Raw genomic sequence first — 24,108 nt, 5'->3', positions numbered from 1 at the left:
AACCTCTGACACCCTTAGTGAATATCAGCCAGTCGCTTATAGTTGGCCAAGCGATCTTTAGCATCTTTTTCGGTCTTCTCAAATAAAGCTTCCGCCATTTCGGGGAACTGTTTTTTGAGCGCCGAGTACCGGACTTCGCCCAGTAGGAATTCTCTAAAGTCGGCGGTTGGCTCTTTCGAATCAAGCACAAAAGGATTCGCGCCCGTTTCTTTCTTTTGCGGATCAAAGCGGTACAAGGACCAGTAGCCGCTTGCCACAGCCTGTTTCGCTTCTTCCTGACTGCAACCCATGCCTGCTTTCAGCCCATGATTAATACATGGTGCATAGGCAATAATGAGTGACGGTCCTGGATAGGCTTCGGCTTCAGCAATGGCTTTTAACGTCTGATTCTTATCAGCGCCCATAGCAATCTGGGCTACATAAATATAGCCATAGCTCATGGCAATCATGCCAAGGTCTTTCTTCTTCGTCCGTTTCCCGCCTGCCGCAAATTTCGCAATCGCTGCTGTCGGCGTTGCTTTCGAAGACTGACCGCCTGTATTCGAATACACTTCTGTATCAAAGACAAGTACATTTACATCTTCGCCAGAGGCTAGTACATGGTCAAGACCACCAAAGCCGATATCATAAGCCCAGCCGTCGCCGCCAAAGAGCCACTGCGACCGTTTTACTAAAAAGTCTTTGTTTTGTTCAATTGCGTGCAGCAAACTATCTTTTTCGGTTTCATTTTCGAGTGCCGCAATGACCTGATCCGCCCGTTCGCGCGTACCTTCACTCGTATCTTTTCCGTTCAGCCATTCGGTCAATGCGCTGCGCAATTCGTTGCTGAGGTTTCCAGTCAGAGCTTTCTCTACGTCAGCAGCTACTTTCTTTCTTAACTGTTTCACGCCAAGCAGCATACCTAAACCAAATTCAGCATTATCTTCAAAGAGGGAATTGCCCCAAGCCGGGCCATGACCGCGATGGTTCGTCGTATAAGGCACCGATGGCGTACTGCCTGCCCATACGGACGAACAGCCTGTCGCATTAGCTACCATCATCCGATCGCCATAAAGCTGCGTGACGAGTTTGGCGTAAGGGCTTTCGCCACAACCGGCGCAAGCGCCAGAGAATTCGAGCAGCGGTTGTTCAAACTGACTGCCTTTGATCGTTTCTTTCTTCATAGGATTCGCTTTCGGCGATACCTTCATGGCATAATCCCACAAAGTTTCCTGCTCTGTCTGCGTAGCTAGCGGCTGCATAATAAGCGCTTTTTCTTTGGCCGGGCAAACCTGCGCACAGTTGCCGCAGCCGGTACAGTCGAGGGTGGAAACAGCCATTCTAAAGGACAAGTCTTTGGCGCCAACAGCTGGTTTTACGACAAAGCCGGCCGGAGCTGCCGCCACTTCACTTTCACTCACAAGGATCGGGCGAATCGCCGCATGAGGACATACATAGGCGCACTGGTTACATTGAATACATTTGTCAGCCTGCCACTCTGGTACATTAATGGCAATGCCGCGTTTTTCATAAGCCGCTGTGCCCACAGGATAGGTGCCGTCTTCTACTGGCAAGAAAGCGCTGACTGGTACTTTGTCGCCATCTTGACGATTCACTGGAACAAGGATGTTTTTAATAAAGTCAGGAACTTGCGCCGTTGCAGCTTCCGTGCTTTCAGCCTGGGCCCAAGCAGCTGGAACGTCTACTTTCACGCAAGAAGTGACACCACGGTCAATCGCCGCCTGATTCATCGCCACGACTTTTTCGCCTTTTTTGCCGTAGGATTTTACAACGGCTTCTTTTAAGTAATTCGCTGCGGCTTCCACGGGAATCACGTCGGCAATTTTAAAGAACGCTGCCTGCATGATCATATTGATACGTCCGCCAAGACCGATTTCCTGGGCAATTTTCACAGCATCAATTGTATAGAAGTGAATCTGTTTTTCCGCGATATAGCGTTTCATCGCGGCGGGTAAGTACGTGTCAAGCTCTTCGGCATTCCAACTACAGTTGAGGAGGAAGTTGCCACCGGATTTCATGCCTTCTAAGACATTGTATTTATCCACATAGGATTGGTTATGGCAAGCGATAAAGTCCGCTTTGTTGATGAGGTATGGCGCTTTGATCGGCTGTTTGCCAAAGCGCAAATGGGAGATCGTTACGCCGCCGGATTTTTTCGAGTCATAGGCAAAGTAGGCCTGAGCATACAAGTCCGTATGATCGCCAATGATTTTAATGGCGCTCTTATTAGCGCCGACGGTGCCGTCAGAACCAAGACCCCAGAACTTACAAGCTTTCGTACCGACTGGCGTCGTATCAATATCTTGGCCAAAAGGCAGGGACGTGTGATTCACATCATCAATGATTCCGACCGTAAAGCCGTCTTTCGGTGCATCCGCCTTGAGGTTGGCAAAAACGGCTTCAATGTGGCTCGGAATGACGTCTTTGCCGCCCACGCCGCAGCGTCCGCCCACAATGACAGGGTGCCAGTCGCTCGTATAGAAGGCCGATTTTACATCAAGATAGAGCGGCTCAGCCAAGGAGCCCATTTCTTTCGTCCGGTCGAGAACAGCGATTTTCTTGACGGTTTTCGGAATGTATTTGAAGAAATGCGAGATCGAGAAAGGACGATATAAATGTACCGTCAAGAGACCCACTTTTTCGCCTTGCTCATTTAAATGATCCACCACTTCTTCAATGGCTTCGCACATGGAACCCATAGCAATAATCAGACGTTCGGCATCAGGCGCGCCATGATAGTTAAAGAGGTGATATTCACGGCCAGTGAGTTTCGTAATTTCTTGCATGTATTCTTCCACGATTTCCGGCAAAGCGTCATAGTAACGGTTCGTGACTTCGCGCTGCTGGAAGTGAATGTCCGAGTTTTGTACGGTACCGCGCAGAACCGGATGATCCGGGTTTAAGCCGCGGCGACGGAATGCTTGAACGGCATCCATATCGACGAGTTTTTCCAGTTCATCATATTCGAGCACTTCAATCTTTTGAATTTCATGAGACGTTCTGAACCCGTCAAAGAAATTGAGGAAGGGAACGCGGCCTTTAATGGCTGCTAAATGGGCGACTGCCGCCAAATCCATAACTTGCTGTACACTGCTTTCAGCAAGCAAGGCAAAGCCAGTCTGTCTTGTCGCCATCACATCAGAGTGATCGCCGAAAATGCTGATCGCATTAGCGCCAATCACGCGGGCGCTTACATGAAAGACGCCAGGTAAAAGTTCACCAGCAATTTTGTACATGTTCGGAATCATGAGCAACAGACCTTGCGAAGCCGTATAGGTCGTTGTTAACGCACCAGACTGCAAGGAACCGTGCACAGCACCGGCAGCGCCGCCTTCTGACTGCATTTCTACGACTTCTACAGTCTGTCCGAAAATATTCTTACGGCCTTGTGCAACCCATTCATCGACGCTTTCAGCCATATTCGATGACGGCGTAATCGGAAAGATTGCCGCTACATCAGTAAATGCATAAGAGATATGGGCGGCGGCTGTATTGCCGTCCATTGTTTTCATTTTTCTTGCCATAATAAAAAATCCTCTCCTCTGCTAAAACATAAAATTTTCCACTTAATTTTACTTACTTTGTTATCTTATTTCATTTACTTTCTTACTTAATTCCACTTAAACAGTTTATTTTTATCGACAGGAATACACTTATTAGCAATATCCTGTTTTAATATTTTATAGAAGGTCACAAGCAGTAACGCAATAACGAGCAGCATCGGCAATGCGAAGACGGAAGTTACCGACTGAATCGTTTTTAATACATTCAGCCCTGGCACCATATGCTCTAGGAACAAAATACTTACAGGCAGCAGCAACACGAGAAATGCCCAGAATACTTTGTACCATTTATTCGGCTCTTCATCATTTTTCAAGTTTTTCGAAGTTAAAATAGATACAACCGTCGAAGCTGCCGTAGCGCCACAAGCCAAAGTAATAAACACTACCGCCATATAGACAGCAATCGCCAGGCCCGAGAATGGCAGAGTTTTTAAAACAGCTAATACAGCGGCATTATTGCCATTTTCCGCAACGATCTGCGATAAATTAAGCGTTCCAGTCAATTCTAGGTTCATGCCATAATTGCCAAGTACGGCAAAAGCTACCCAACAAGCTAAGGACGTCCAAATACACCGTACAATCGCAATTTCGCGGAAGGTACGACCGTAGGAAACACGGGCCAGCCATAACCCATCAGAAATGGTACAGCCCACATACCAAGCCCAATAGAATACTGTCCACTCTTGAATAAAACCAGTTTGCGCAATCGAATCCGTATTAAAGCTCATATGGACAAACTCGCGAATATTCGTACCAATCGCCATGACAAAATTGTTCAATATAAACGATTTCGGCCCCACCAAGAAAACAAACAGGAAAAACCCAATCGCTAGTTTGACATTAAAATCACTGATAATGCCAATTCCTTTGGCAATACTCTTGGACGTTGACAAGATAAAGAACAAACAGAACACAAGAATGACCGCAATGCGTAGTTCAAAAGTGACTGTCATATTCAGCAAATGTCCGGCAAGCTCTGCTAAAATCGAAGTTCCTAAACCAACCGTACAAACAAGTCCGCCAATATAACCAAACGCAACAACACTATCAATACAAGTCCTTGTAATGCGTACTGGCAGGCTGTCTCCTTTTAAAACACTCTTACACAAATCAGACAAGTTTAAAGAGTCTACTTGTTTATTCCAGAAGATATACCCTAATGCTAAGGAAACAGGCAAATAAATCGCCCAGGCGGAAAAGCCCCAATGAAACATGCCGTAAGCGGAAGCATATTCATAAGCCTGTATTGACATGGGCTCTACGCCAAAGGGAGGCGTTTTAACATAATACATCCACTCTACCATGCCAAAAATCAAAATTCCCGCACCAGCGGCTGAACACATATTCATGGCCGCCCAAGTAAAAAACGAATAATGAGGTTTTGCATCAACACCGCCTAAGCGGATGTCGCCATATTTAGAGAACATAATAAACGCAGCAAATACAGCACTTAAAAAAGCAATCAGCATAAATAACCAAGGTAAGTTTAGCGTCATAACAGAATAAAAGATGTTAATAAAGGCGGCGCTTCCATCAGGATTCATCGCCATAGGAATCACCATAGCGACAAGTAAGCCTACAGCCAACAGCGCAATTGGCAGGTTAATATTTTTGAACATATAGCACGCTCCTCTTTTTACACTTTCTCAAAAACGGTCAAGGCCTGTTTAAAATCAGCAATCAAATCATCGATGGCTTCCGCTCCGGCAGAAATACGAATTAAGCCTTCTTCCATACCCATTTCTTTTAGTTGGGCTGGCGTAAATTCATTGCGGAAAGCCGTAGCTGGATGGGCAATCGTCGTACGATACCCGCCTAAAGTTCCCAAATATTTTACCACATTCAATTTATGCATAAAAGCATTCACTTTGGCGCGGTCATCTTCTACACGGAAGCTCAGCATAGCGCCACAGCCATTCGGCATTAATCTGGCCGCTAAGTCACGCTGCGGATGATTGGCTAATGTTGGGTAATTTACATAGCGTACATGAGGATCGGCTTGCAGAGCCTCAGCAATTTTTTTCGCATTCTCAAACTGCTTGGTTACACGCAGTTCCATCGTGCGAATACTGCGCAGCATCAGCCAAGCACTATTCGGATCTAAACAGCCGCCTAGCAGCAAAAAGTCCCCGTAAATCTTCTTAATTAATTTAGCGCTACCTGTAATGGAGCCGCCGGTAATATCACTATGGCCGCCAAAATATTTCGTCAGACTATGAATCACAATATCGGCGCCGTGTTCTAGTGGGCGAATGGCCAGCGGCGTCGTAAAGGTACTGTCTACCAGCACTAATGCGTCAATACTATGAGCTAATTCGGCAATCGCGTCAATATCGATAACCTCAATGAGCGGATTCGCAATAATCTCGGTATAGAGCATTTTCGTATTCGGTTTTATAGCGGCACGAACACTGGCGATATCCGTAAAATCGCTATAAGTAACCTCAACGCCCAGTTTCATTAAAATACGATCAAATAGCTCGATTGTTTCGCCATAAATCGAACGACTTGCAATAATATGATCGCCTGCTTGAATCAGCGATAATATTGCCGTGGAAATAGCCGCCATTCCTGACGCACAGACTAAAGATTGTTCGCCTTTTTCCAAATAAGAAATCGCTTCTGCCACACCGTCCCGATTCGGATTGGCCGTCCGGGAATAATAATATTTACCGCCCGTACTGGCAAAATCGTAATCATCCATATCACGAATAATGTTAGCAGTAGAATGATAGATCGGCGGTGTTTCCGGGTGCTCAATCGGAAGCTTAGCCTCACTTCCGGCATATAAAATATGGGTCTCTCTCGTTAACTCTTTCGGCATCGCCAAAAATCTCCTCTCAAAATGTAGATTGGTTTGTACGGTAAAGAATAAACCTTGTTGTTACCAATAGGTCAAGAGGAATTTTCAGATAAAACCGAATAATCTTTAATCACAGAAGATATAAAAAAAGATGCCTATCCTGTAGACTTACAGAATAGGCATCTTCTCAGTATGTTTCGTTCATTGATCTGCTCAATATTACCAGTTACACTCATGGAAAAAGTCTTTGTTCCCACAGATTTTACTCTAGCAGAATTTGCACTTCATAATCAGCATTCATATACTCCACTAAATTATTTTCAAATTCCAAGGCCAGAATCGTCGTTGGCCTTGGCAAAAAGTCAAAGTATTTCTGTAACAGCGTCGTATCCCATTTCTGCTGCAACAATTTCGTGCGAAAACAGAGATACTCTCCGGCTGGCAGTTCTTTATAGTAAGGAGTAAAGAAGGAAGGCCGATCCTTCAAGTAAATAAAGTATGTTTTAGGATCAAATTTTCTCTGAAACAAACTATTGGGTGTTAACTCATAGCCATATTGGCGGCGATACGACAAGTGATGAAGTTCTTTGCGGCTACGCGCCTTCGCCAAACGAATTTCCATGTCGGCTAATTCATCATCATCGTAACAGGGTACATAAATCAAATGACGCTTTTCCATGTGCATGCGATACAGCGCTTTCGAAGCATCCATTTTACTGAGATACGTGAAATAGTCAATATACCATTCCACATCTTTAATCCGGGTGCGAATCACTTCTAATTCCCGGTTCGCCTCTTGCCACTCTTGCTCTAACGCTGGCAAAAGTCCATCGACTGTGCCTTTTTTTACGATATTGCCAATCTCAGTTAAGGACAATCCTAAATACTGCAAATACTTAATCCGGTCAATAATATGGAACTGATTGAACTCATAATAGCGATAGCCGTTCTTTTCCGATATGTAGCGCGGTTCAAGAATGCCGATTTTCTCATAATGCCGCAGCGTCTGCGCCGTAACGCCCAATAGTTTAGCAGTTTCCCCAATCGTATAGTACTTTTTCATGAGAATACTAACTCCTTATATCAAACATAGCCTTCCTTTCTATTTTAACTTACAACCGAATCCTTTGTCCTAATTTCTAGAAAAAAACCTTATTGTAACAATAAGGTTTTTAAGTTACTTTAATTCTTGCCCGTTTTGCCAAATAATTTCAGCACGAAATACAGCGGCGTAATCAAAATTAAAGCGCCAAAGCCCCATTCCAGCTGAACTGCTGTGGCTTTCGTCAACAACCAAATGCTAATCAAAGTAGCAAAAGTCGGAATGACAGGCCCAAAAGGTACTTTAAAGGAACTGACCAAATCGGGGCGTTTTTTCCGCAGCACCAACACGGCTAAGCAGGTCGGCAAATACTGGGCAAAGCGGGAAACGACACTAATCGCAGCAAGCTGAACAAACGAACCCGATAAAGCAATCGGTATAGTCAGTAACAAATTCACAAGAATCGCCCATACTGGCGTGCCAAAGCGACCATTCTCCGTGAGCTTTTTGGGCAGAAGCCCGTCTTCAGCCAAAGCAACACCACTGCGCGGACTGCTAAAAGAAGCTGCAATGTTGATTCCGCCAATTGAAATCAAAGTACCAATCGTCACTAGCCATTTTCCCTGCTCGCCCAGAAAAACCTTGGCGGAATCAGCGATGGGCGCCGTACTTTTGGCAAGCGCCGGTCCCAGTGTTCCGACAGCGACTGCCTGCACGAGAAAATAAATGGCCGAGCAGCCCACCATAACGACCATCATGGCAATAGGCAGATTACGACGAGGATTATCCATATCTTCCGCCGCTACGGCCATAGCCTCAAAACCAGTAAAGGCATAAAAGATGAGCAAAGCCGCCGCTCCGAAGGAATCCACTTCTAATCCCTTGGGAAACATGGGCGTAAAATTCTCGCCATGAATATAAAAAATACCGATAGCCACAAATAACAACAACGGAATTAATTTCCCAACCGTAGCCACATTATTCACAAATTCCGCCATCTTTACACCTAAGATATTAATGATACTCAACCCGATGAGAATCGCTAAAACAATGATTGTTTTATTCGGTTCTTCTAACGCAGGCGGCCAGACTGCGCTGAGCGCCGTTGCAAAGCCAACAGCCATAACCGCCCAGGCGATAACCCGTATGGCCCAACTCATTAGCCCCACTTCAAACCCGACAAAGCCGCCGAAGGCCTCGCGAGCATATACATAAGCTGCGCCATAGCGGCTAAATTTACCGGCGCATTCTGCAAAACACAAGGCAATCGACATAATAATGACAGTCATAAACAGATAGACAAAAATACTGCCAGGTCCGACAAGTTCCATAGCCTTGCCGGGAAGCAAAAAGATCCCTGACCCAATAACGCCATTAATGCCAAGCAAAACAATACTCCAAAAACCCAATTTATTCGCTGCCGTTTTCATCATGCCTCGCCTCCTGGCTTAACCGAGTCGCAGGCCGCCACAAAAGCGGCAAAAAGTCTTGCCATGTTTTCATAATGGGGACACAGGTCTTCTGGATGCCATTGCACGCCGACAGTAAAAACAGCGTCAGGCAGTTCCAGACCTTCAATCAAACCATCGCGACTTGCCGCATTGACAACAAATCCCGGCGCTATATCTTTGACAGCCTGATGATGAAAGCTATTAGTCAGAACAGCGCCTTCCCCTAAAACAGTGGCTAGACGAGTATTCGGCACAATATCTACTGTATGGGAAAGAGCCCGCCGCTTCCCTTTCTGCACATGCTCCAAACTAGCAGGCTTTTTACCACTCGCTTGTTCTTTATAAATATCTTGATAAAGCGTACCACCGAAAGCGACATTCATGATCTGAAGCCCCCGGCAAATTCCCAGCATGGGTTTGTTCATGTCACGGCAGAGCCGTGCCGCCGCAAGCTGATGACGATCCATCTCAGGCAAAGTTAGGCCTAGCTCTGGAATGGGTTCTTCGCCATAATACAAGGGATCTACATCATAACCGCCGCTTAACAGCAAACCATCGACACAGTCCAGTTGACGTTGAATCGCCGCCTCGTCAGCTATCACCGGTAACAAGAGCGGAACAGCGCCAGCCGCTTCAACAGCCCGGACATAAGCAGAATTCACATAGACCCGCTCCATGCCTGGAAAAGCACCCTCACGGTCAAACAAAATATTCGGAAGTATTCCCACAATCCTTTTCTTACTCATCATGCACCTCCAGGTATTTGCTTACCTCTTAAATAGATGCATGATCCATGCCAACAAGACCGTTCTAGTAAAAAGCCAGCACTTCGGCTGAAACAGCAGTGATTTTTCACAACAACGGATCGTGCATTGGCAAAAACAGGTTAAACAGGTTGCTTTTCCACCCTATTTTTTAGCCAATTTACAAACAAGTCTCCCTTTGCTGTCAGATTCGTTCCACTTCGCCCCACACCAGAACGAGCGATTCCCAAACGATTCAACCATAGGAGAATCTGCCGAATTTCCGTTTCGCTGACTCCCGCACTATTCTGCGTTAACCATGCCGCCAACCGTCCTCGACCAACACCGCCTTTTTGTATCCCCATAGCTTCAAAGCCCTTGAGTAATGCCACGACTTTGGGCCAACTGCATTTGGTTGATAATGTATCGTATTCTGCCGTAAACTCATAAAGCTGATCCATAATATGATGAGGCAAATCAGCCAGAGTAATCACGTTTCCTGCCGCAAAGGTCAGAAAAGCGGCTGTATTTTGCAATTCCCGAATATTTCCCGGCCAACCATAGGCTAAGAGTACTTCGGAGCAGGCACTATCAAAGGATTTGTTTTGCTGATGCTCTTCGGCCAGAAAATAGGTTAACAACGGTAATATATCTTCTTTTCGTTCATATAATGCCGGCACTTTTAACGGCAGCACATTTAATCGATAATATAAATCTTTGCGAAACTGCCGATCTTGGATATGCTGCGATAACTCCTGGTTCGTCGCCGCAATAATGCGCACATTAATATCCAAGACTTTGCTAGACCCAAGACGCATGACCTGCTTCTCCTGCAATACTCGCAGCAGTCGTACCTGCAGCGCATAAGGCATATCGCCAATTTCATCGAGAAAGATGGTTCCATTGTTTGCCTGTTCAAATAAACCGGCTTTTCCTTCTTTCATAGCTCCTGTAAATGCGCCGCCTACATAGCCAAACAATTCGCTTTCCAGTAGATTTTCCGGCACGGCGGCGCAATTGATGGCCAAAAAAGGATATTTCGCTCGTTGCGATGCCTGATGAATCGACTGCGCTAAAAGTTCTTTGCCTGTCCCCGTATCACCGGTAATCAACACTGTTAAATCAGAAGCAGCAAATTTTCTAGCTCGGGCAATACACTCTTGCATAGCTGGCGAATGCGTAAAAATATCAGTAAAGCAATATTTCGCAGTAAGACCTTTCTTGGACAACTGCCTGCCTAACGTTTCCTCCAACCGCTTAATATGAGTGATCTCTTGAAACACATAACAGACGCCAATTACTTCGCCACAATATTTCATGGCTTTACGAGTAATAACAAGGGATTTTCCCCGATAGGAAGTAACTTGGTCTGCTTGGCTATCCCGGCATAACAACGTAAAAAGTTCCCCATCAAACACTGCGGCTAAATCGCGACCAGCTAAATTCTGAGGAAAATCAAGGATTCTTAACAAGGCTTGATTAGACAGCGTAATTTCTCGCTGCTTATTGACAACCAAAATGCCCTCATGGGATAAATTGATCACCGTATCTAGCTCGGTATTTTTGACAAACAGATCACGAAACCGCTTATTTACGCCATTATCCAAAGCAACAATTCCTTCGGCATAAGCCAACAAGCGGCGCGTCACTTCAGGATCAGAAATTAACAGCCGGTCAAAAATATCAATAAAAGTGGAGGTATCAATAAGACGATTGCCAAAATCAATAATTTCCGCGATATAGTTAGGTACGAGATGACTTTCTCCCGGAGTAACGGCAAAATGAATCTGTTCATAATTCTGCCCGGGATCGTAGGGAATAAAATCTAGATGCTTTACATTCAGTTGATACAATAAAGCAACGGTTTGTCGTGTTGTTTCCGCATGGTCATTGACAACAAGCACTTCCGTATGGGGCGGAATGGCGAAAAGTCGATAGACATCGCGGGCCTGAATAGTCCGCCTCACGACACTGACTTTTTGCTTATCTCGAACAAAGGGATATGTATCCGCTTGATTAGAGCTGCTCATAGTCAGAACAACATCATCTAGAATCCATTGGCCACTCTGCAATTCGTCCACATAGTAATTATGAATTTTTACAGTATCCCCCAAAACTTCGCGAAGATTGTCTCGCAAAAAAATTCCGAGGGAAAACTGACGACTCTTAGTAACAATACCAATGCTTGGCATATCTTTAGCGCTCCATTCCCATTCTTACCGCAATAGATAAAAACAACTCCCATTCATGAAAATTATAGCATGAACGAGAGTTGTTTTCTGTTTATTCTATATAGTTTTACGCGCCATTAGCAGGCATTCAGTGACTTATTTATTGCGCCACAAAGCAGCGGCAAAATCAGTGAGTTCCGCTTTTTCCGTATCTGTTAACGCCGTAATCGGCGCTTTGCAATGCTCCTGCATTCCTGTGCCCATTTCTGCCATGCACCACTTCATAACCGGATTGAAGGGCGTATGAACTTCATAAAATCGCATTCTTGCATCAATGGCTCGCTGCACTTTGGTCATTCGAGTCAGATCCTCGACTTGCAGTGCATCAATCGCCTCAGCGCACATGGTCGGATACACATTTGACAGCGCTCCGATACAGCCGTCACCGCCGGAAATAACCGTTGGGATGCAATTGTTATCATAACCTGTGTAAACAAGATACTGCGGGTACTGCGATTTGACCAGTTGAATATACTGCTGGGTATGACGAAGTACGGCATGAGTATCTTTCATTCCAGCAAGATTATCGTGTTTTGCCAGTAAGCGCAGAATCGTTGCTGGTTTTACATCATAGCCAGTACGATCTTCATAATTGTAAATGTACAGCGGTCCTTTTACAGCACTAAGCAAGCGATCATAGTAGTTAAAAATATCTTCCTGGCTGCAAGCGCTGTAGTAAGGGCCTACGACAAGAACGGAACTCGCGCCAGCGGCAAGCACTTCATTCGACAAAGCAACCGTCTCATCATAAACCATCCGGCCCGTACCAGCCATAACAATGGCCCGATCGCCAATATAAGAAATCGCATCAAGAATGAACGCTTTGATCTCTTCATAAGTAAATGCGTAAAATTCACCAGAGCTTCCGCCAACGAGAATGCCGTCAATTCCGGCGTCAATCAGCGTATCGTAAAGCTTGTGCATCGTTGCATAATCGACGGAACCATCCCCATTAATCGATGTCAAAATGGGCGTAATATATTTACAATCCATGTGAAAATCCCCCTATTAATTTATATTCTTATTGCAAAACCATATCAAGCAGCAAAATGAAGACCAGCCCGACAACTGCTGTAATGGTAGACAGTACTGTCCACGTAGCAAAAGTTTCTTTCAACGTCAAACCAAAATACTCTTTAACCATCCAAAACCCGGCATCATTAACATGCGACGCAATGGCGCTGCCGCAGCCAGTCGCCAAAGTAACCAGAGCCAGATTGACATGATACTGCGACAACATGGGAATGACGAGTCCCGCTGTGGAAATCGCCGCAACCGTTGCCGAACCTAGGGATATGCGCAGAATGGCTGCTACAACCCAGGCAAGGAAAATCGGTGACATAGAAGTGCCAGCAAATAAGGTTGCAATATAGCTGCCAACTCCACCTACGACTAGAACTTGTTTAAAAGCGCCGCCGCCGCCAATAATCAACAGCATCATCCCAATATCACTGGCTGCCGACGAACAAGATTTCGCAATTTCAGTAATCGGAATATTACGTCTGATTCCCATCGTATAAACAGCTACCAAAACAGAAATCAACATGGCCACAGAGGGATCACCTAAAAATACTACCGTTTTTAGCACAGCGCTTTTGTCAATCGCACTATTACCAACAACCATTTTTACGGCTGTAGCAATCAACATGAGAAACACGGGAAACATAGCGGTAATCATACTAACCACAAAGCTCGGCGTTTCTTCTAGATTAAATTCTTTCTGAGTTCCCAGTGAACTAATATTGCCCCGTTTGGCAAAAGCGTCAGGCACAATTTTTTTCGCAATACGAGTATAGAGCGGCCCGGCAACTAGCACAGTTGGAATGGCTACTATGATACCGTAAAGTAAAACCAGACCGATATCGGCGCCATATTCACCGGCAATAACGGTAGGACCCGGATGCGGCGGGAGAAAGGCATGAGTTGCCAGTAGTGCTGACAGCATGGAAATCCCCAGAAACAACATGGAAACTTTCATTTCCCTTGCAATCGAATAAACGATCGGGATCAACAAAACCAGACCTACTTCAAAAAACATGGCAATACCGACAATAAACGAAGCAATAATGACAGCCCACTCTATTTTCTTCTGTCCGAACTGACGAATCAAAGTCATGGCAATACGCTGCGCACCGCCAGCGCCAGCTACGAGATGACCTAGCATCGCCCCAAGACCAAAGATCAGAGCAATATGTCCCAGTGTGCCGCCGATTCCTGCTTCTATGGTTCCAACAATTTTACCAACCGGAATTCCCAAGACGAGAGCTACGCCAAAAGAAACGATCAGTAAAGCTATAAAGGTATTCATTTTTAGTCTGGAAATCAATAGGATCAATAGGACGACACCGACTAATACAGTTAACAACGGCATTATGCATTTCTCCCTTATTTTTTATCTTATTACTAACTTTTTTGCTCAAGTAAAGCCTTCTTGCCAGCTTCAATGACTTCAATAATTTTATCAACATCATAGACACAGCCCCGCCAGATACCACCACTTACTGACTGGAGCGCCGCCCATAAGCGCGTATCTTCAGGTAAATCAGGATTCGGCGCTAGCCCTGGATAGGTATCGCGTGCTGCTAGAACCTTAGCCCCCGCGTCATAAGACAGGCGCTGTTCTTTTGTTCCAATAAAATTGATGGATCCTTCAAACTGTTTGGCATCAACAACAATTTCGATTAAATCGCCATCGCGAAGTTTGCCTAACGGGCCGCCAACCAATGCTTCTGGTCCCACATGACCAAAGCAGGCGCCTGTCGACACACCAGAAAATCTAGCGTCTGTAATCAAAGAAACGTGCTTGCCAAAAGGCAGTTTCTTTAGCGCCGAAGTAAGCTGATAGGTTTCTTCCATCCCAGTTCCTTTCGGCCCGCCGCCCATAACAATCATGATATCGCCAGCTTGAATCAGCTTATCCTTGATTGCTTTGATTGCCGATTTTTCCGAAGTAAAGACTTTTGCCTCGCCAGTATGACGAAACACTCCGTCAGGATCGATCACGGAAGGATCAATTGCCGTCGATTTGACAACAGCGCCTTCTGGAGCAATGTTTCCTACTGGGAAGGTAACCGTCGAGGTCAGTCCTCTTGCCTTGGCTTTGACCGGATTCATAATGACATCATCAGGATTAACTCCATCAATTTCCATCAAACGACTCCGACATTTTTGACGCCGTTCGGAAGTTTCCCACCAGTCCAGATTTTCTTTCAATGTAGCGCCAGTAACCGTCATTACATCTTCATGTAAGAGTCCCAGTTTCCGCAAATGCAGCATCACTTCCGGCACGCCGCCAGCAAGGAACACACTCACAGTCGGATAGTTAACAGGTCCGATCGGCAGAACGCTAACGAGACGGGGAACTTTTTTATTGATAGCCGCCCAGTCTTGAACTGTTGGCATTTTACAGCCAGCCGCAAAAGCAATTGCTGGCAAATGCAACAATAAATTGGTCGAGCCGCCAAAGGCCGCATGGAGCACCATGGCATTTTCAATGGCTTTATCCGTAATAATTTGCTTTGTCGTAATATTTTTATCTTTCAACGCCAACAAAGATCTCGCTGACTGACGCGCAACTTCCTGCCAAATTTTCTGACCGGAAGGAGCTAGAGCCGAGTGAGTAATCGCCAACCCCAGTGATTCCGCAATCACTTGCGACGTACCAGCAGTCCCAAAGAACTGACAGCCGCCGCCAGCGGATGCACAGGCTCTGCAGCCCACTTTTGCCGCTTCGTCAAAGGTAATTTCGTCATTGGCAAAACGAACGCCGATCGTCTGTACCGTACCGGCATCTTCCCCGTTTATCGGTTGCAGCGTAGCGCCACCAGGGACAAGAACCGTCGGCTCGTCATGAAGCGACGCCAGGGCCATCATCATTGCTGGCAATCCCTTATCACAAGTCGCAACTCCCATTACGGCTTTGCGTGTCGGCAATGACCGCGCCAACCGTCTCAGTACAATGGCCGCATCATTGCGATAAGGAAGTGAATCAAACATCCCCGTCGTTCCCTGACTGCGTCCGTCACAAGGATCAGTTACATAAGCTGCATAGGGAAGAGCGCCCTGTTTTTTAAATTCATCAGCGGCTTCTGCCATCTGAATTCCCAATTCATAATGCCCCGTATGAAGTCCTACGGCGATGGTTTCTCCCTTAGAACCGCGAATGCCGCCCTGCGTACTCAGAATCAGCACATCATCATCATTCAGCTTTTCCGGCTCCCAGCCCATACCAGCATTGAGCGTCATACCAAACAAATGACCGCTCGGCGACTCTCTCAGATACTCTTCACTAAAGGGCAGCTTTCCCTGCGGTCCTTCGGCATGAGTATCAATTTCATAAAAAGATTCATCATCGACATCATATATAGATTTCACTGCCATACATAACTACCTCCCGATTATTTTCTCGTTACGAACTTATAACCCGTATTGTTTTTGTTCTTATATACGAATCAAATTCTTTTATAAGAACCAGCAACTAAATATTAGCACAATTCTGCATTTGCTTGCAACTGATTTTTAAAATTTCACAAAATATTTTCAATGACTTCTTTCAACTTAAGGAAAACACTTTTATCTAGACAAAGGTTTTAAATATTACTAGAATAAATATGAATGCCCTAAGCACTTGGCAACAAATGAAAACTACGGTCATCAAAGGAGTATCTATGTCACACAAACCTACCGAGCGAGTACTTAATATTTTAAATCTCCTATCTGGTAATGCAGACGGACTCACACTAACTGAAATATCGAAAGCGATCGATGTCCCCAAAAGTACTCTATTTCCCATTCTGCAAACCATGGCCGATATGAATTATATCCAGCTAAATAAAGACTCACTCCGTTATAAGCTTGGCATCTCAGCATTTTGTACCGGTACTTCCTATTCCCAGGATGAATATATGCTCGAATTTGTCCGATCTATCATGAAGAAAATTGTTGCCGAAACAAAAGAACTCTGCCAAATGGGGATTCTAGACGGAAATAATGTACTTTATGTGCTAAAAGAAGAACCAGAGCTTGGTCTTGATATCCGCATTATTTCTCGCGTGGGAAAACGGCTCCCCGCCCATTGCACAGCCCTTGGCAAAGCCCTGCTCAGTACCTATGAAGAAGATGACATCAAGCGGCTTTATCCTCATGGTTTAACAGCTCATACCGACCACACTGTCACGGACTTTTCTACGCTTTTTGACCAGTTGGCAAGAGTGCGCGCAGAGTATATTGCCATAGAACAGGAAGAAATCACTCCTGGACTGTGCTGCTATGCCGTCCCTCTAGAATCATCAGGAAAAACCTTAGCTGCCCTCAGCGTAAGTATCCCGCTATTTCGAGCTACCAAGGAACATATCGAACTAGTATCCCGCTTGCTACTTGATGCGCGCGAACAATTCCGTCAAGTAAAATTCAGGTAAATTAGAGCTGTAATCCTTTGTAACTGGCTTGCACTGACTTTGGCAACGCAAAAAAATCACGCCTCAGCTGTATTTGACTATAGCTGAGGCGTGATTTTTTTATTTTTATTGACAGTCTCTTAATACCCAACTGTAAACCGTTGTTTAATATGTTTCGGTTTCTCAATTTCATCAACAAGGGCGATTGCGTAATCTTCCATACTAATGGAGCTATTTCCATCGGCAGCAATCAGCAAATGATCTTTGCCTAGGCGAAACGTACCAGTGCGTTCGCCTGGGGCAAATACCGCCGACGGGCTAAGAAAGGTCCAATTGACATCGTCTACGCTGCGTAAGAATACTAATTCATCCCGCATTGCTGTTGCCGTAGGTTTGTATGCTGCGGGAAAATCGGGTGTAGCGCAAAGCTCTGTTCCGTGATCATCTACTAGTAAGCTGCCAGCGCCACCAACAATAATTAGGCGAGGTTTTTCTTGATTTTTTAGCAAAGACGTTAAATGTTTCGCCGTTTCTACATGCAGCTCGTATGGTCCTTGGTGAGCCCCAAAAGCACTAACAACTACATCATAGCCCTGTAAGTCCTGTATAGTTAATGCGAAAATGTCCCGTTCGATTACTTGGATCTTAGGATTTGTTATGGTGGCAGCATGGCGAACGATAGCAGTCACTGCATGATTCCGGCTAAGAGCCTCAGAAACTATACGGGAGCCAACGCGCCCATTCGCACCGATTACAGCAATTTTCATAATAAACACTCCTCTTTTTTATTATTAGAACAATCTATTTGTATCAACTAGGATAACCTAGCAATTCTCGCATCTAGCTCGCTAAAAGCTGTATAGCCTTGAGACACTAGCTGTATTTCGTTCTCTTGCACTGCTACAAGACTAGGATAAGTAGTAGCTCCCAGTTTCTCGGCCAAGTCAAAAGCCTGTTTAACCTTTGGCAAATTCTCTTCAGAAAAGAATTCTGCCTGGAATACCGCTTCGGGAACACCATATTTAGCAGCTAATTCAGCGTAAATACGCCAATCATTCATATCTCGTCCTTCGATATAAAAGGCCTGGTAAATTTGTTTGATATATGCAAATACCTTGTCTTCCTGTAAATTTTGCATAGCTATAATGGCCTTAGAACCTGGTAAACTGTCTAAAACAGCTTGATCCTTTTCCAATATGTTTGCTTCAAAATCAGGCCCAAAACTTTTTCCTGTCACCTTCGTAATTATTGTATTGTGAGATTTTATCATACTGCCTAACTGACCATTCATGACCTGCACATGATCACCAACCCACATCCCTGCGGGCAGCACCGTAAATTCAAAATCCCTTTTGTATTTGTCATGAATTTGACTCATTACATCACTAAATCCGTAGCACCAACCACACATTGGGTCCATAACATAGTAAAGTTTTGTTTTCATTGTTTATCCCTCCATTAAAGCAAGCACAGCATAGTAACTCTGCCGCCTAGCTTAGGCTAAATTTACAACTTGTTTTGTTGTAATCAAAGTCATTACAACGCAGTTAAAAAAATTTTATATTATAAAGTTAGGTTTCATTGATTTTTTCAACAAGACCCGCCACAAGCTGCTTCAGCGTAACTTGCGCTAATACTTGTTCAAGCGCAAATTGAGCCTGTAGTAAGACCTGTTCTAATACGGCTTGAATATTAGCGCCAACAGGACACTGCGGATTGGGTTGCTCGTGAAGATGAAATAGTCCTTTTGCCGGAACAACCTCCACGGCTTGATAAATTTCAAGCAGATTGATTGTTTCTAGTGATTTATTGAGATAGGCCCCACCTACTCCAGGTCGTATCGTAACCAATCCACCCTTTTTCAGCTGTCCTAAAACATTGCGAACAATAACCGGATTCGTATTGACACTTGAAGCAATCCACTCCGAAGTGTTATGAGCCTCCGGATTGATCGCTAGCAACGCTAAAATATGAACTGCCACTGAGAAACGACTGCTAATTTTCATTTTGCTCCCCCTGTTGTAATCATTATAGTTACATCAATATAAAAAGTCAATACTTTTGGATAAAGACTATCCATTTTAAAATATTCCTATTTTGTCCTCATATTGTAACACATTATGTGATAGCTTTGTGTTGACAGCAGTTATCTCTTGTTATACAATTAGTTTGAATTTCAAACTATATTATTATCAAATATTATTATCATCAAAGTTTAGGAGAGAAAATCATGGTAGATAAATTAACTGATGAACTTTTTACTTTTTTTAACGAATTTGCGTCTTGGGAAAACTCCGTTATTAAAGCAAGTGACGTAACGGTGGCCGAAGCTCATGCTATTGAGATCCTTGGACAGCTCGGCCCAATGAATATGAAAACACTGGCACAAAATCTAGGAGTTACTACAGGAACAACTACGGTTACCGTAGATAAGCTTGAAAAAAAGGGCTATGCCAAAAGAGAAAGTGTGAAAGAAGACCGCCGAGTGAACCTAATTACCCTCACCGATAAAGGCAGAAATATTTTTGATGAACACCATGAGTACCACCATTCGCTCACACAACAAATCCTTGCTGTACTTACGGAAGAGGAAGGCCAACAGCTATTAAACATTCTGCAGAAAGTGAATTCGGAAGCTTTCTAGAAAAGAGGTGGATAAACTATGCATGATCATCATTTAGGCGGACATCTCAAAGACTATAGTATCATTTCCATTACAGCAATTTTGCTTGGAGGCTATTGGCTTGGGTATGTACCGCAAATACTGGGGATCGATACAACCTTGATCGCCGCAATCATTAGTGGAGTACCGATCGTTTTAGAAGCGGTTAAAGCAATTTTGCAACGTGGCGATACCAAAGTCGGTTTACTAGTAAGCATTGCAATTATTGCCGCTGTTGCCATTGGCGAGTATCTTGCCGCCGCCGAAGTGGCCTTGATTATGACCTTCGGAGAAATGCTTGAACACATGACCCTAGAAAAATCGAATTCAGCCCTGCAAAAGTTAGCCGAATTAACACCGCTTAAGGCACGTCTATTTAACACAGGGGAAGAACAGGAAATTGACGCTGAACTAGTTCAGGTAGGCGATCATTTGCTCGTAAAGCCAGGAGATAAGATCCCCGTAGATGGCGTTGTTGTGGCCGGTTTCGCCACCGTTGATCAATCGACAATTACCGGAGAATCCATTCCGGTGGAACGTAGCAGCGGCGATAATGTATTTGGCGGAACCATTGCGTCACTAGGCAGTATCGAGATCGTTGCTACCAAGGTTGGCCAGGATACCGCGCTAGGCCATATTATAAAGCTGGTAAAAACAGCCCAAGACAACAAAGCGCCGATCGCCCGCATAGTTGATCGCTGGGCCAATTGGTTTGTTCCCCTGAGTCTTGCCATTGCCGCACTCGTATATATTGTAACAGGCGATATTGTCAGAAGTGTAACCATACTAATCGTCTTCTGCCCTTGTGCGATGCTGTTAAGTACGCCTACGGCAGTTGCTGCCGCAATTGGATCTGCTGCGAGAAAAGGGATTTTAATCAAAGGCGGCGACATCCTTGAAGCAGCGAGCCGCATCGATACGCTCGTACTTGATAAGACGGGAACCGTTACGATCGGCAAGCCGCGCTTAAAAGAGTTGCACTGCTACGAGAACTGGAATAAAAGCGATGTGCTTGCCATTGCGGCCGGCATGGAAAGACGTTCTGAGCACCACTTAGCCAAAGCGATTATTGAGGCTGCCGAAACTGAAAACATCGTTTTAGCAGAACCAACAAAGTGGCAACACGTCATCGGTCAGGGAATCATTGCCGAAATAAATCACAAAAAGTTCCTCTTAGGCAATAAAACATTATTTGATGCCCAAAACATCGTAATGACAGAACAACAACGTGCCTACTGTGAAAACCAGCAGTCGCTCGGTGGAACGGTCATTCTATTTGCTGCTTATACACAGGTAGCCGCTATCCTCGTGGTACAAGATCCAGTACGCCAAGAAGCAGCTGCCGTTTTGAAGTATCTCTTCCCGTCAAAACTAAAAAATCTAGTTATGTTGACAGGAGATGCTCTTCCCGTCGGAAAAGCGATTGCCGCCGAACTAAGCATTCCTATCGTTCACGGCGACTTACTCCCGGCAGACAAAGTAAGCTACGTGGAAAAATACCAAGACTTAGGCCATAAAGTCGCTATGGTTGGCGATGGAGTTAATGATGCCCCATCACTCGTTAAAGCAGATATCGGCATCGCCATGGGCTGTTCCGGCACCGACATTGCAATGGAAGCGGCAGATATTGCCCTTTTATCGGATGATTTAGCTAAAATTCCGGAGGCGATTGATTTAAGCAAACAAGCGTATCGTACAATCTGGCAAAATATTATTGCGGCAAATCTCATTAACATCGTAGCCATTGTTTTTGCCACATTGGGATTGCTTGGTCCGATAGCAGCCGCCATTGTCCATAATGCCGGCGCAATTCTAGTCGTACTTAATTCAGCACGATTATTACGCAGCGCAACATTACGTAGCTCAACCGCCAGCGTTTTGACGACAGCGTCTCAACCATAATATGGCTTTAGCCAGGTGACAAGATAAAAATCCATTTAAATTGAAACTGTCTATTATTGACGTTATTAAATAAAAGAAGGAGGCTGCTATGTCGTAAAGCAGCCTCCTTCTTTCTATTAATTGAGTCGTGTTATGACTAGTTGCGAACCTACAGCAGGAGCCAGTGTAATAGTTAAAGCAATTGCTGAATTATTTCGTAGTGTTAAAACATCCCCAGCACTTAAAGAGAGAATAGCGGTTCCGCTAATTTCGCCTACAGCAACTAAGAATGAAATAGGTGTTGAACTATTAACTACGCCATTTACAGCAATCGCTATTTGAGCACCAACGCCAGCTGTAATAGACAAATTATAGTCAATTTTATACGTCGCTGCACTAGTGACAACCACGGTACTAGTGCCTGGCGTATGCGTAACCCCACTCAAAGGGCCGTTATTGCTAAAAGGAACGTCTGCACCGCCGACAACCGTTGCATCAGCAAGAGTTGCCAATTGGTAGACATATCCATAACCATTTAAGCCTGCCCCGGTAGCACCAGTTGCGCCTGTAGTTCCTGCAGCTCCTGTTGGACCTGTAACCCCTGCAGCTCCTGTTGGGCCACTCGGGCCAGTAGTTCCTGCGGCTCCTGTTGGACCCGTTGCTCCTGTAGGTCCTGTTGCGCCGGTCGGGCCACTTGGACCTGTAGCACCAGTTGAGCCGGTAGCTCCTGTGGGACCGGTTGCTCCTGTAGGGCCTGTTCCTCCGGTAGCACCTGTTCCTCCAGTAATTCCTGCAGCTCCAGTCGGACCCGTAGCTCCTGTAGGTCCTGTTGCGCCGGTAGCACCAATTGCGCCGGTAATTCCTGCAGCTCCTGTTGGACCACTTGGACCTGTTGAGCCGGTAGCTCCTGTGGGGCCACTTGGACCTGTCGGACCACTTGGGCCTGTTGGGCCACTTGGGCCTGTCGGACCACTTGGGCCTGTCGGGCCACTTGGACCTGTCGGACCACTTGGACCTGTTGGGCCGCTTGGACCTGTCGGGCCACTTGGACCTGTTGGGCCACTTGGACCTGTCGGGCCACTTGGACCTGTCGGACCTGTTGAACCTGTTGGGCCTGTTGGGCCGGTGGCTCCGGTGGCTCCGGTGGCTCCGGTTGCGCCGGTAGTCCCTGTTGCGCCTGTAACCCCTGCAGCTCCTGTTTCTCCGGTAGCACCAATTGCGCCGGTAATTCCTGCAGCTCCTGTCGGACCACTCGGACCTGTGGGGCCACTTGGGCCTGTCGGGCCACTTGGACCTGTCGGGCCACTTGGACCTGTTGGGCCACTTGGACCTGTTGGGCCACTCGGACCTGTCGGACCACTTGGGCCTGTTGGGCCACTTGGACCTGTCGGACCGCTTGGACCTGTCGGACCGCTTGGACCTGTCGGACCGCTTGGACCTGTCGGGCCACTCGGACCTGTCGGACCACTTGGGCCTGTCGGGCCACTTGGACCTGTCGGACCGCTTGGACCTGTCGGGCCACTTGGACCTGTCGGACCGCTTGGACCTGTCGGGCCACTCGGACCTGTCGGACCACTTGGGCCTGTCGGGCCACTTGGACCGGTTGGGCCACTTGGACCTGTCGGGCCACTTGGACCTGTTGGGCCACTTGGGCCGGTTGGGCCACTTGGGCCTGTCGGACCACTTGGACCTGTTGGGCCACTTGGGCCTGTTGGACCGGTTGGACCTGTTGGGCCTGTTGGGCCTGTTGGGCCTGTCGGACCTGTCGGACCGGTTGGGCCTGGATCTCCAGTTGGACCTGTGGGGCCGGTTGGGCCTGTTGGGCCTGTTGGGCCTGTTGGGCCTGTCGGACCCGTCGGGCCTGTGGGACCTGTCGGACCGGTTGGGCCTGGATCTCCAGTTGGACCTGTGGGGCCGGTTGGGCCTGCTGGGCCTGTCGGACCCGTCGGGCCTGTGGGACCTCCTCCGGGACCAGTAGCACCCGTCGGACCAGTTGGGCCACTTGGACCTGTCGGACCACTTGGGCCTGTGGCTCCTGTGGCTCCCGTAGCTCCTGTGGCTCCCGTAGCTCCCGTGGCTCCCGTAGCTCCCGTAGCTCCTGTGGCTCCCGTAGCTCCCGTGGCTCCCGTAGCTCCTGTGGCTCCTGTGGCTCCCGTGGCTCCCGTGGCTCCTATTATACATATTTCACACCCTTGTGGATGATGCTTAGGGCAAGGCTTAGGGCAAGGCTTAGGGCAAGGCTTGGGACAAGCTTTTCCCTTTGGTTCATTATCATCAATTAACGACTCATATACCATTCCTTTGAGCAACCTCCTTTAATGGATTTCATAGTATTT

General features: G+C 46.2%; 17 protein-coding genes. 3 read left to right on the top strand and 14 right to left on the bottom strand.

Annotated elements, in window-relative coordinates; translation table 11 throughout:
* Nucleotides 1-14: 14 nt before the first annotated feature.
* The 10 genes from nifJ to AC0MXB_RS17480 form a co-directional block, all read right to left on the bottom strand.
* On the bottom strand, nucleotides 15-3,524 hold the full coding sequence (gene nifJ / locus AC0MXB_RS17525) for a pyruvate:ferredoxin (flavodoxin) oxidoreductase (RefSeq protein ID WP_474041016.1): 3,510 nt from the start codon (nucleotides 3,522-3,524) through the stop codon (nucleotides 15-17).
* A gap of 86 nt (nucleotides 3,525-3,610) precedes the next feature.
* On the bottom strand, nucleotides 3,611-5,182 hold the full coding sequence (locus AC0MXB_RS17520) for a BCCT family transporter (RefSeq protein ID WP_474041015.1): 1,572 nt from the start codon (nucleotides 5,180-5,182) through the stop codon (nucleotides 3,611-3,613).
* A 17-nt stretch (nucleotides 5,183-5,199) separates the two neighbouring features.
* Nucleotides 5,200-6,387, bottom strand: a complete 1,188-nt coding sequence (locus tag AC0MXB_RS17515) for a trans-sulfuration enzyme family protein (RefSeq protein WP_474041014.1) — start codon at nucleotides 6,385-6,387, stop codon at nucleotides 5,200-5,202.
* 241 nt (nucleotides 6,388-6,628) lie between these two features.
* Nucleotides 6,629-7,429 (bottom strand): MerR family transcriptional regulator, encoded by an 801-nt coding sequence (locus AC0MXB_RS17510; protein ID WP_474041013.1) that lies wholly within the window; start codon nucleotides 7,427-7,429, stop codon nucleotides 6,629-6,631.
* A 119-nt stretch (nucleotides 7,430-7,548) separates the two neighbouring features.
* Nucleotides 7,549-8,841 (bottom strand): APC family permease, encoded by a 1,293-nt coding sequence (locus AC0MXB_RS17505; protein ID WP_474041012.1) that lies wholly within the window; start codon nucleotides 8,839-8,841, stop codon nucleotides 7,549-7,551.
* Nucleotides 8,838-9,605, bottom strand: a complete 768-nt coding sequence (locus tag AC0MXB_RS17500; protein ID WP_474041011.1) for a gamma-glutamyl-gamma-aminobutyrate hydrolase family protein — start codon at nucleotides 9,603-9,605, stop codon at nucleotides 8,838-8,840. The genes AC0MXB_RS17505 and AC0MXB_RS17500 overlap by 4 nt, the downstream gene beginning before the upstream one ends.
* Nucleotides 9,606-9,745: 140 nt before the next feature.
* Entirely contained in the window at nucleotides 9,746-11,794 is a 2,049-nt protein-coding gene (locus AC0MXB_RS17495) for a sigma-54 interaction domain-containing protein (protein ID WP_474041010.1), read from the bottom strand.
* Between the two features lie 135 nt (nucleotides 11,795-11,929).
* A complete protein-coding gene (locus AC0MXB_RS17490; RefSeq protein WP_474041009.1) occupies nucleotides 11,930-12,826 on the bottom strand; it encodes a dihydrodipicolinate synthase family protein in 897 nt (298 codons plus the stop codon).
* Nucleotides 12,827-12,854: 28 nt separating this feature from the next.
* The gene (locus AC0MXB_RS17485) at nucleotides 12,855-14,204 is read right to left on the bottom strand and encodes a gluconate:H+ symporter (RefSeq protein ID WP_474041008.1); all 1,350 of its coding nucleotides are present in this window, start codon (nucleotides 14,202-14,204) and stop codon (nucleotides 12,855-12,857) included.
* Between the two features lie 32 nt (nucleotides 14,205-14,236).
* Complete coding sequence (locus AC0MXB_RS17480; RefSeq protein WP_474041007.1) at nucleotides 14,237-16,213, bottom strand: YjhG/YagF family D-xylonate dehydratase; 1,977 nt, start codon at nucleotides 16,211-16,213, stop codon at nucleotides 14,237-14,239.
* Nucleotides 16,214-16,500: 287 nt separating this feature from the next.
* Between AC0MXB_RS17480 and AC0MXB_RS17475 the strand changes: the two genes are divergently transcribed.
* On the top strand, nucleotides 16,501-17,250 hold the full coding sequence (locus AC0MXB_RS17475; protein WP_474041006.1) for an IclR family transcriptional regulator: 750 nt from the start codon (nucleotides 16,501-16,503) through the stop codon (nucleotides 17,248-17,250).
* Between the two features lie 119 nt (nucleotides 17,251-17,369).
* Here the strand turns inward: AC0MXB_RS17475 and AC0MXB_RS17470 are convergent, their stop codons facing one another.
* From AC0MXB_RS17470 to AC0MXB_RS17460, 3 genes are all read right to left on the bottom strand, one after another.
* Nucleotides 17,370-17,996, bottom strand: a complete 627-nt coding sequence (locus tag AC0MXB_RS17470; protein WP_474041005.1) for an NAD(P)-dependent oxidoreductase — start codon at nucleotides 17,994-17,996, stop codon at nucleotides 17,370-17,372.
* A gap of 47 nt (nucleotides 17,997-18,043) precedes the next feature.
* The gene (locus AC0MXB_RS17465; protein ID WP_474041004.1) at nucleotides 18,044-18,673 is read right to left on the bottom strand and encodes a DsbA family protein; all 630 of its coding nucleotides are present in this window, start codon (nucleotides 18,671-18,673) and stop codon (nucleotides 18,044-18,046) included.
* 127 nt (nucleotides 18,674-18,800) lie between these two features.
* A complete protein-coding gene (locus AC0MXB_RS17460; RefSeq protein ID WP_474041003.1) occupies nucleotides 18,801-19,235 on the bottom strand; it encodes an Rrf2 family transcriptional regulator in 435 nt (144 codons plus the stop codon).
* Between the two features lie 224 nt (nucleotides 19,236-19,459).
* Between AC0MXB_RS17460 and AC0MXB_RS17455 the strand changes: the two genes are divergently transcribed.
* Nucleotides 19,460-19,873: a MarR family winged helix-turn-helix transcriptional regulator gene (locus tag AC0MXB_RS17455; RefSeq protein ID WP_474041002.1), complete on the top strand. Its 414-nt coding sequence runs from the start codon at nucleotides 19,460-19,462 to the stop codon at nucleotides 19,871-19,873.
* A gap of 18 nt (nucleotides 19,874-19,891) precedes the next feature.
* Nucleotides 19,892-21,793: a heavy metal translocating P-type ATPase gene (locus tag AC0MXB_RS17450; protein ID WP_474041001.1), complete on the top strand. Its 1,902-nt coding sequence runs from the start codon at nucleotides 19,892-19,894 to the stop codon at nucleotides 21,791-21,793.
* Between the two features lie 116 nt (nucleotides 21,794-21,909).
* Here the strand turns inward: AC0MXB_RS17450 and AC0MXB_RS17445 are convergent, their stop codons facing one another.
* The gene (locus tag AC0MXB_RS17445) at nucleotides 21,910-24,069 is read right to left on the bottom strand and encodes a BclA C-terminal domain-containing protein (RefSeq protein WP_474041000.1); all 2,160 of its coding nucleotides are present in this window, start codon (nucleotides 24,067-24,069) and stop codon (nucleotides 21,910-21,912) included.
* Nucleotides 24,070-24,108: the final 39 nt, after the last annotated feature.

This window comes from Pelorhabdus sp. sgz311001 (assembly GCF_055901755.1).
This window is presented reverse-complemented; position numbering and strand designations above follow the sequence as displayed.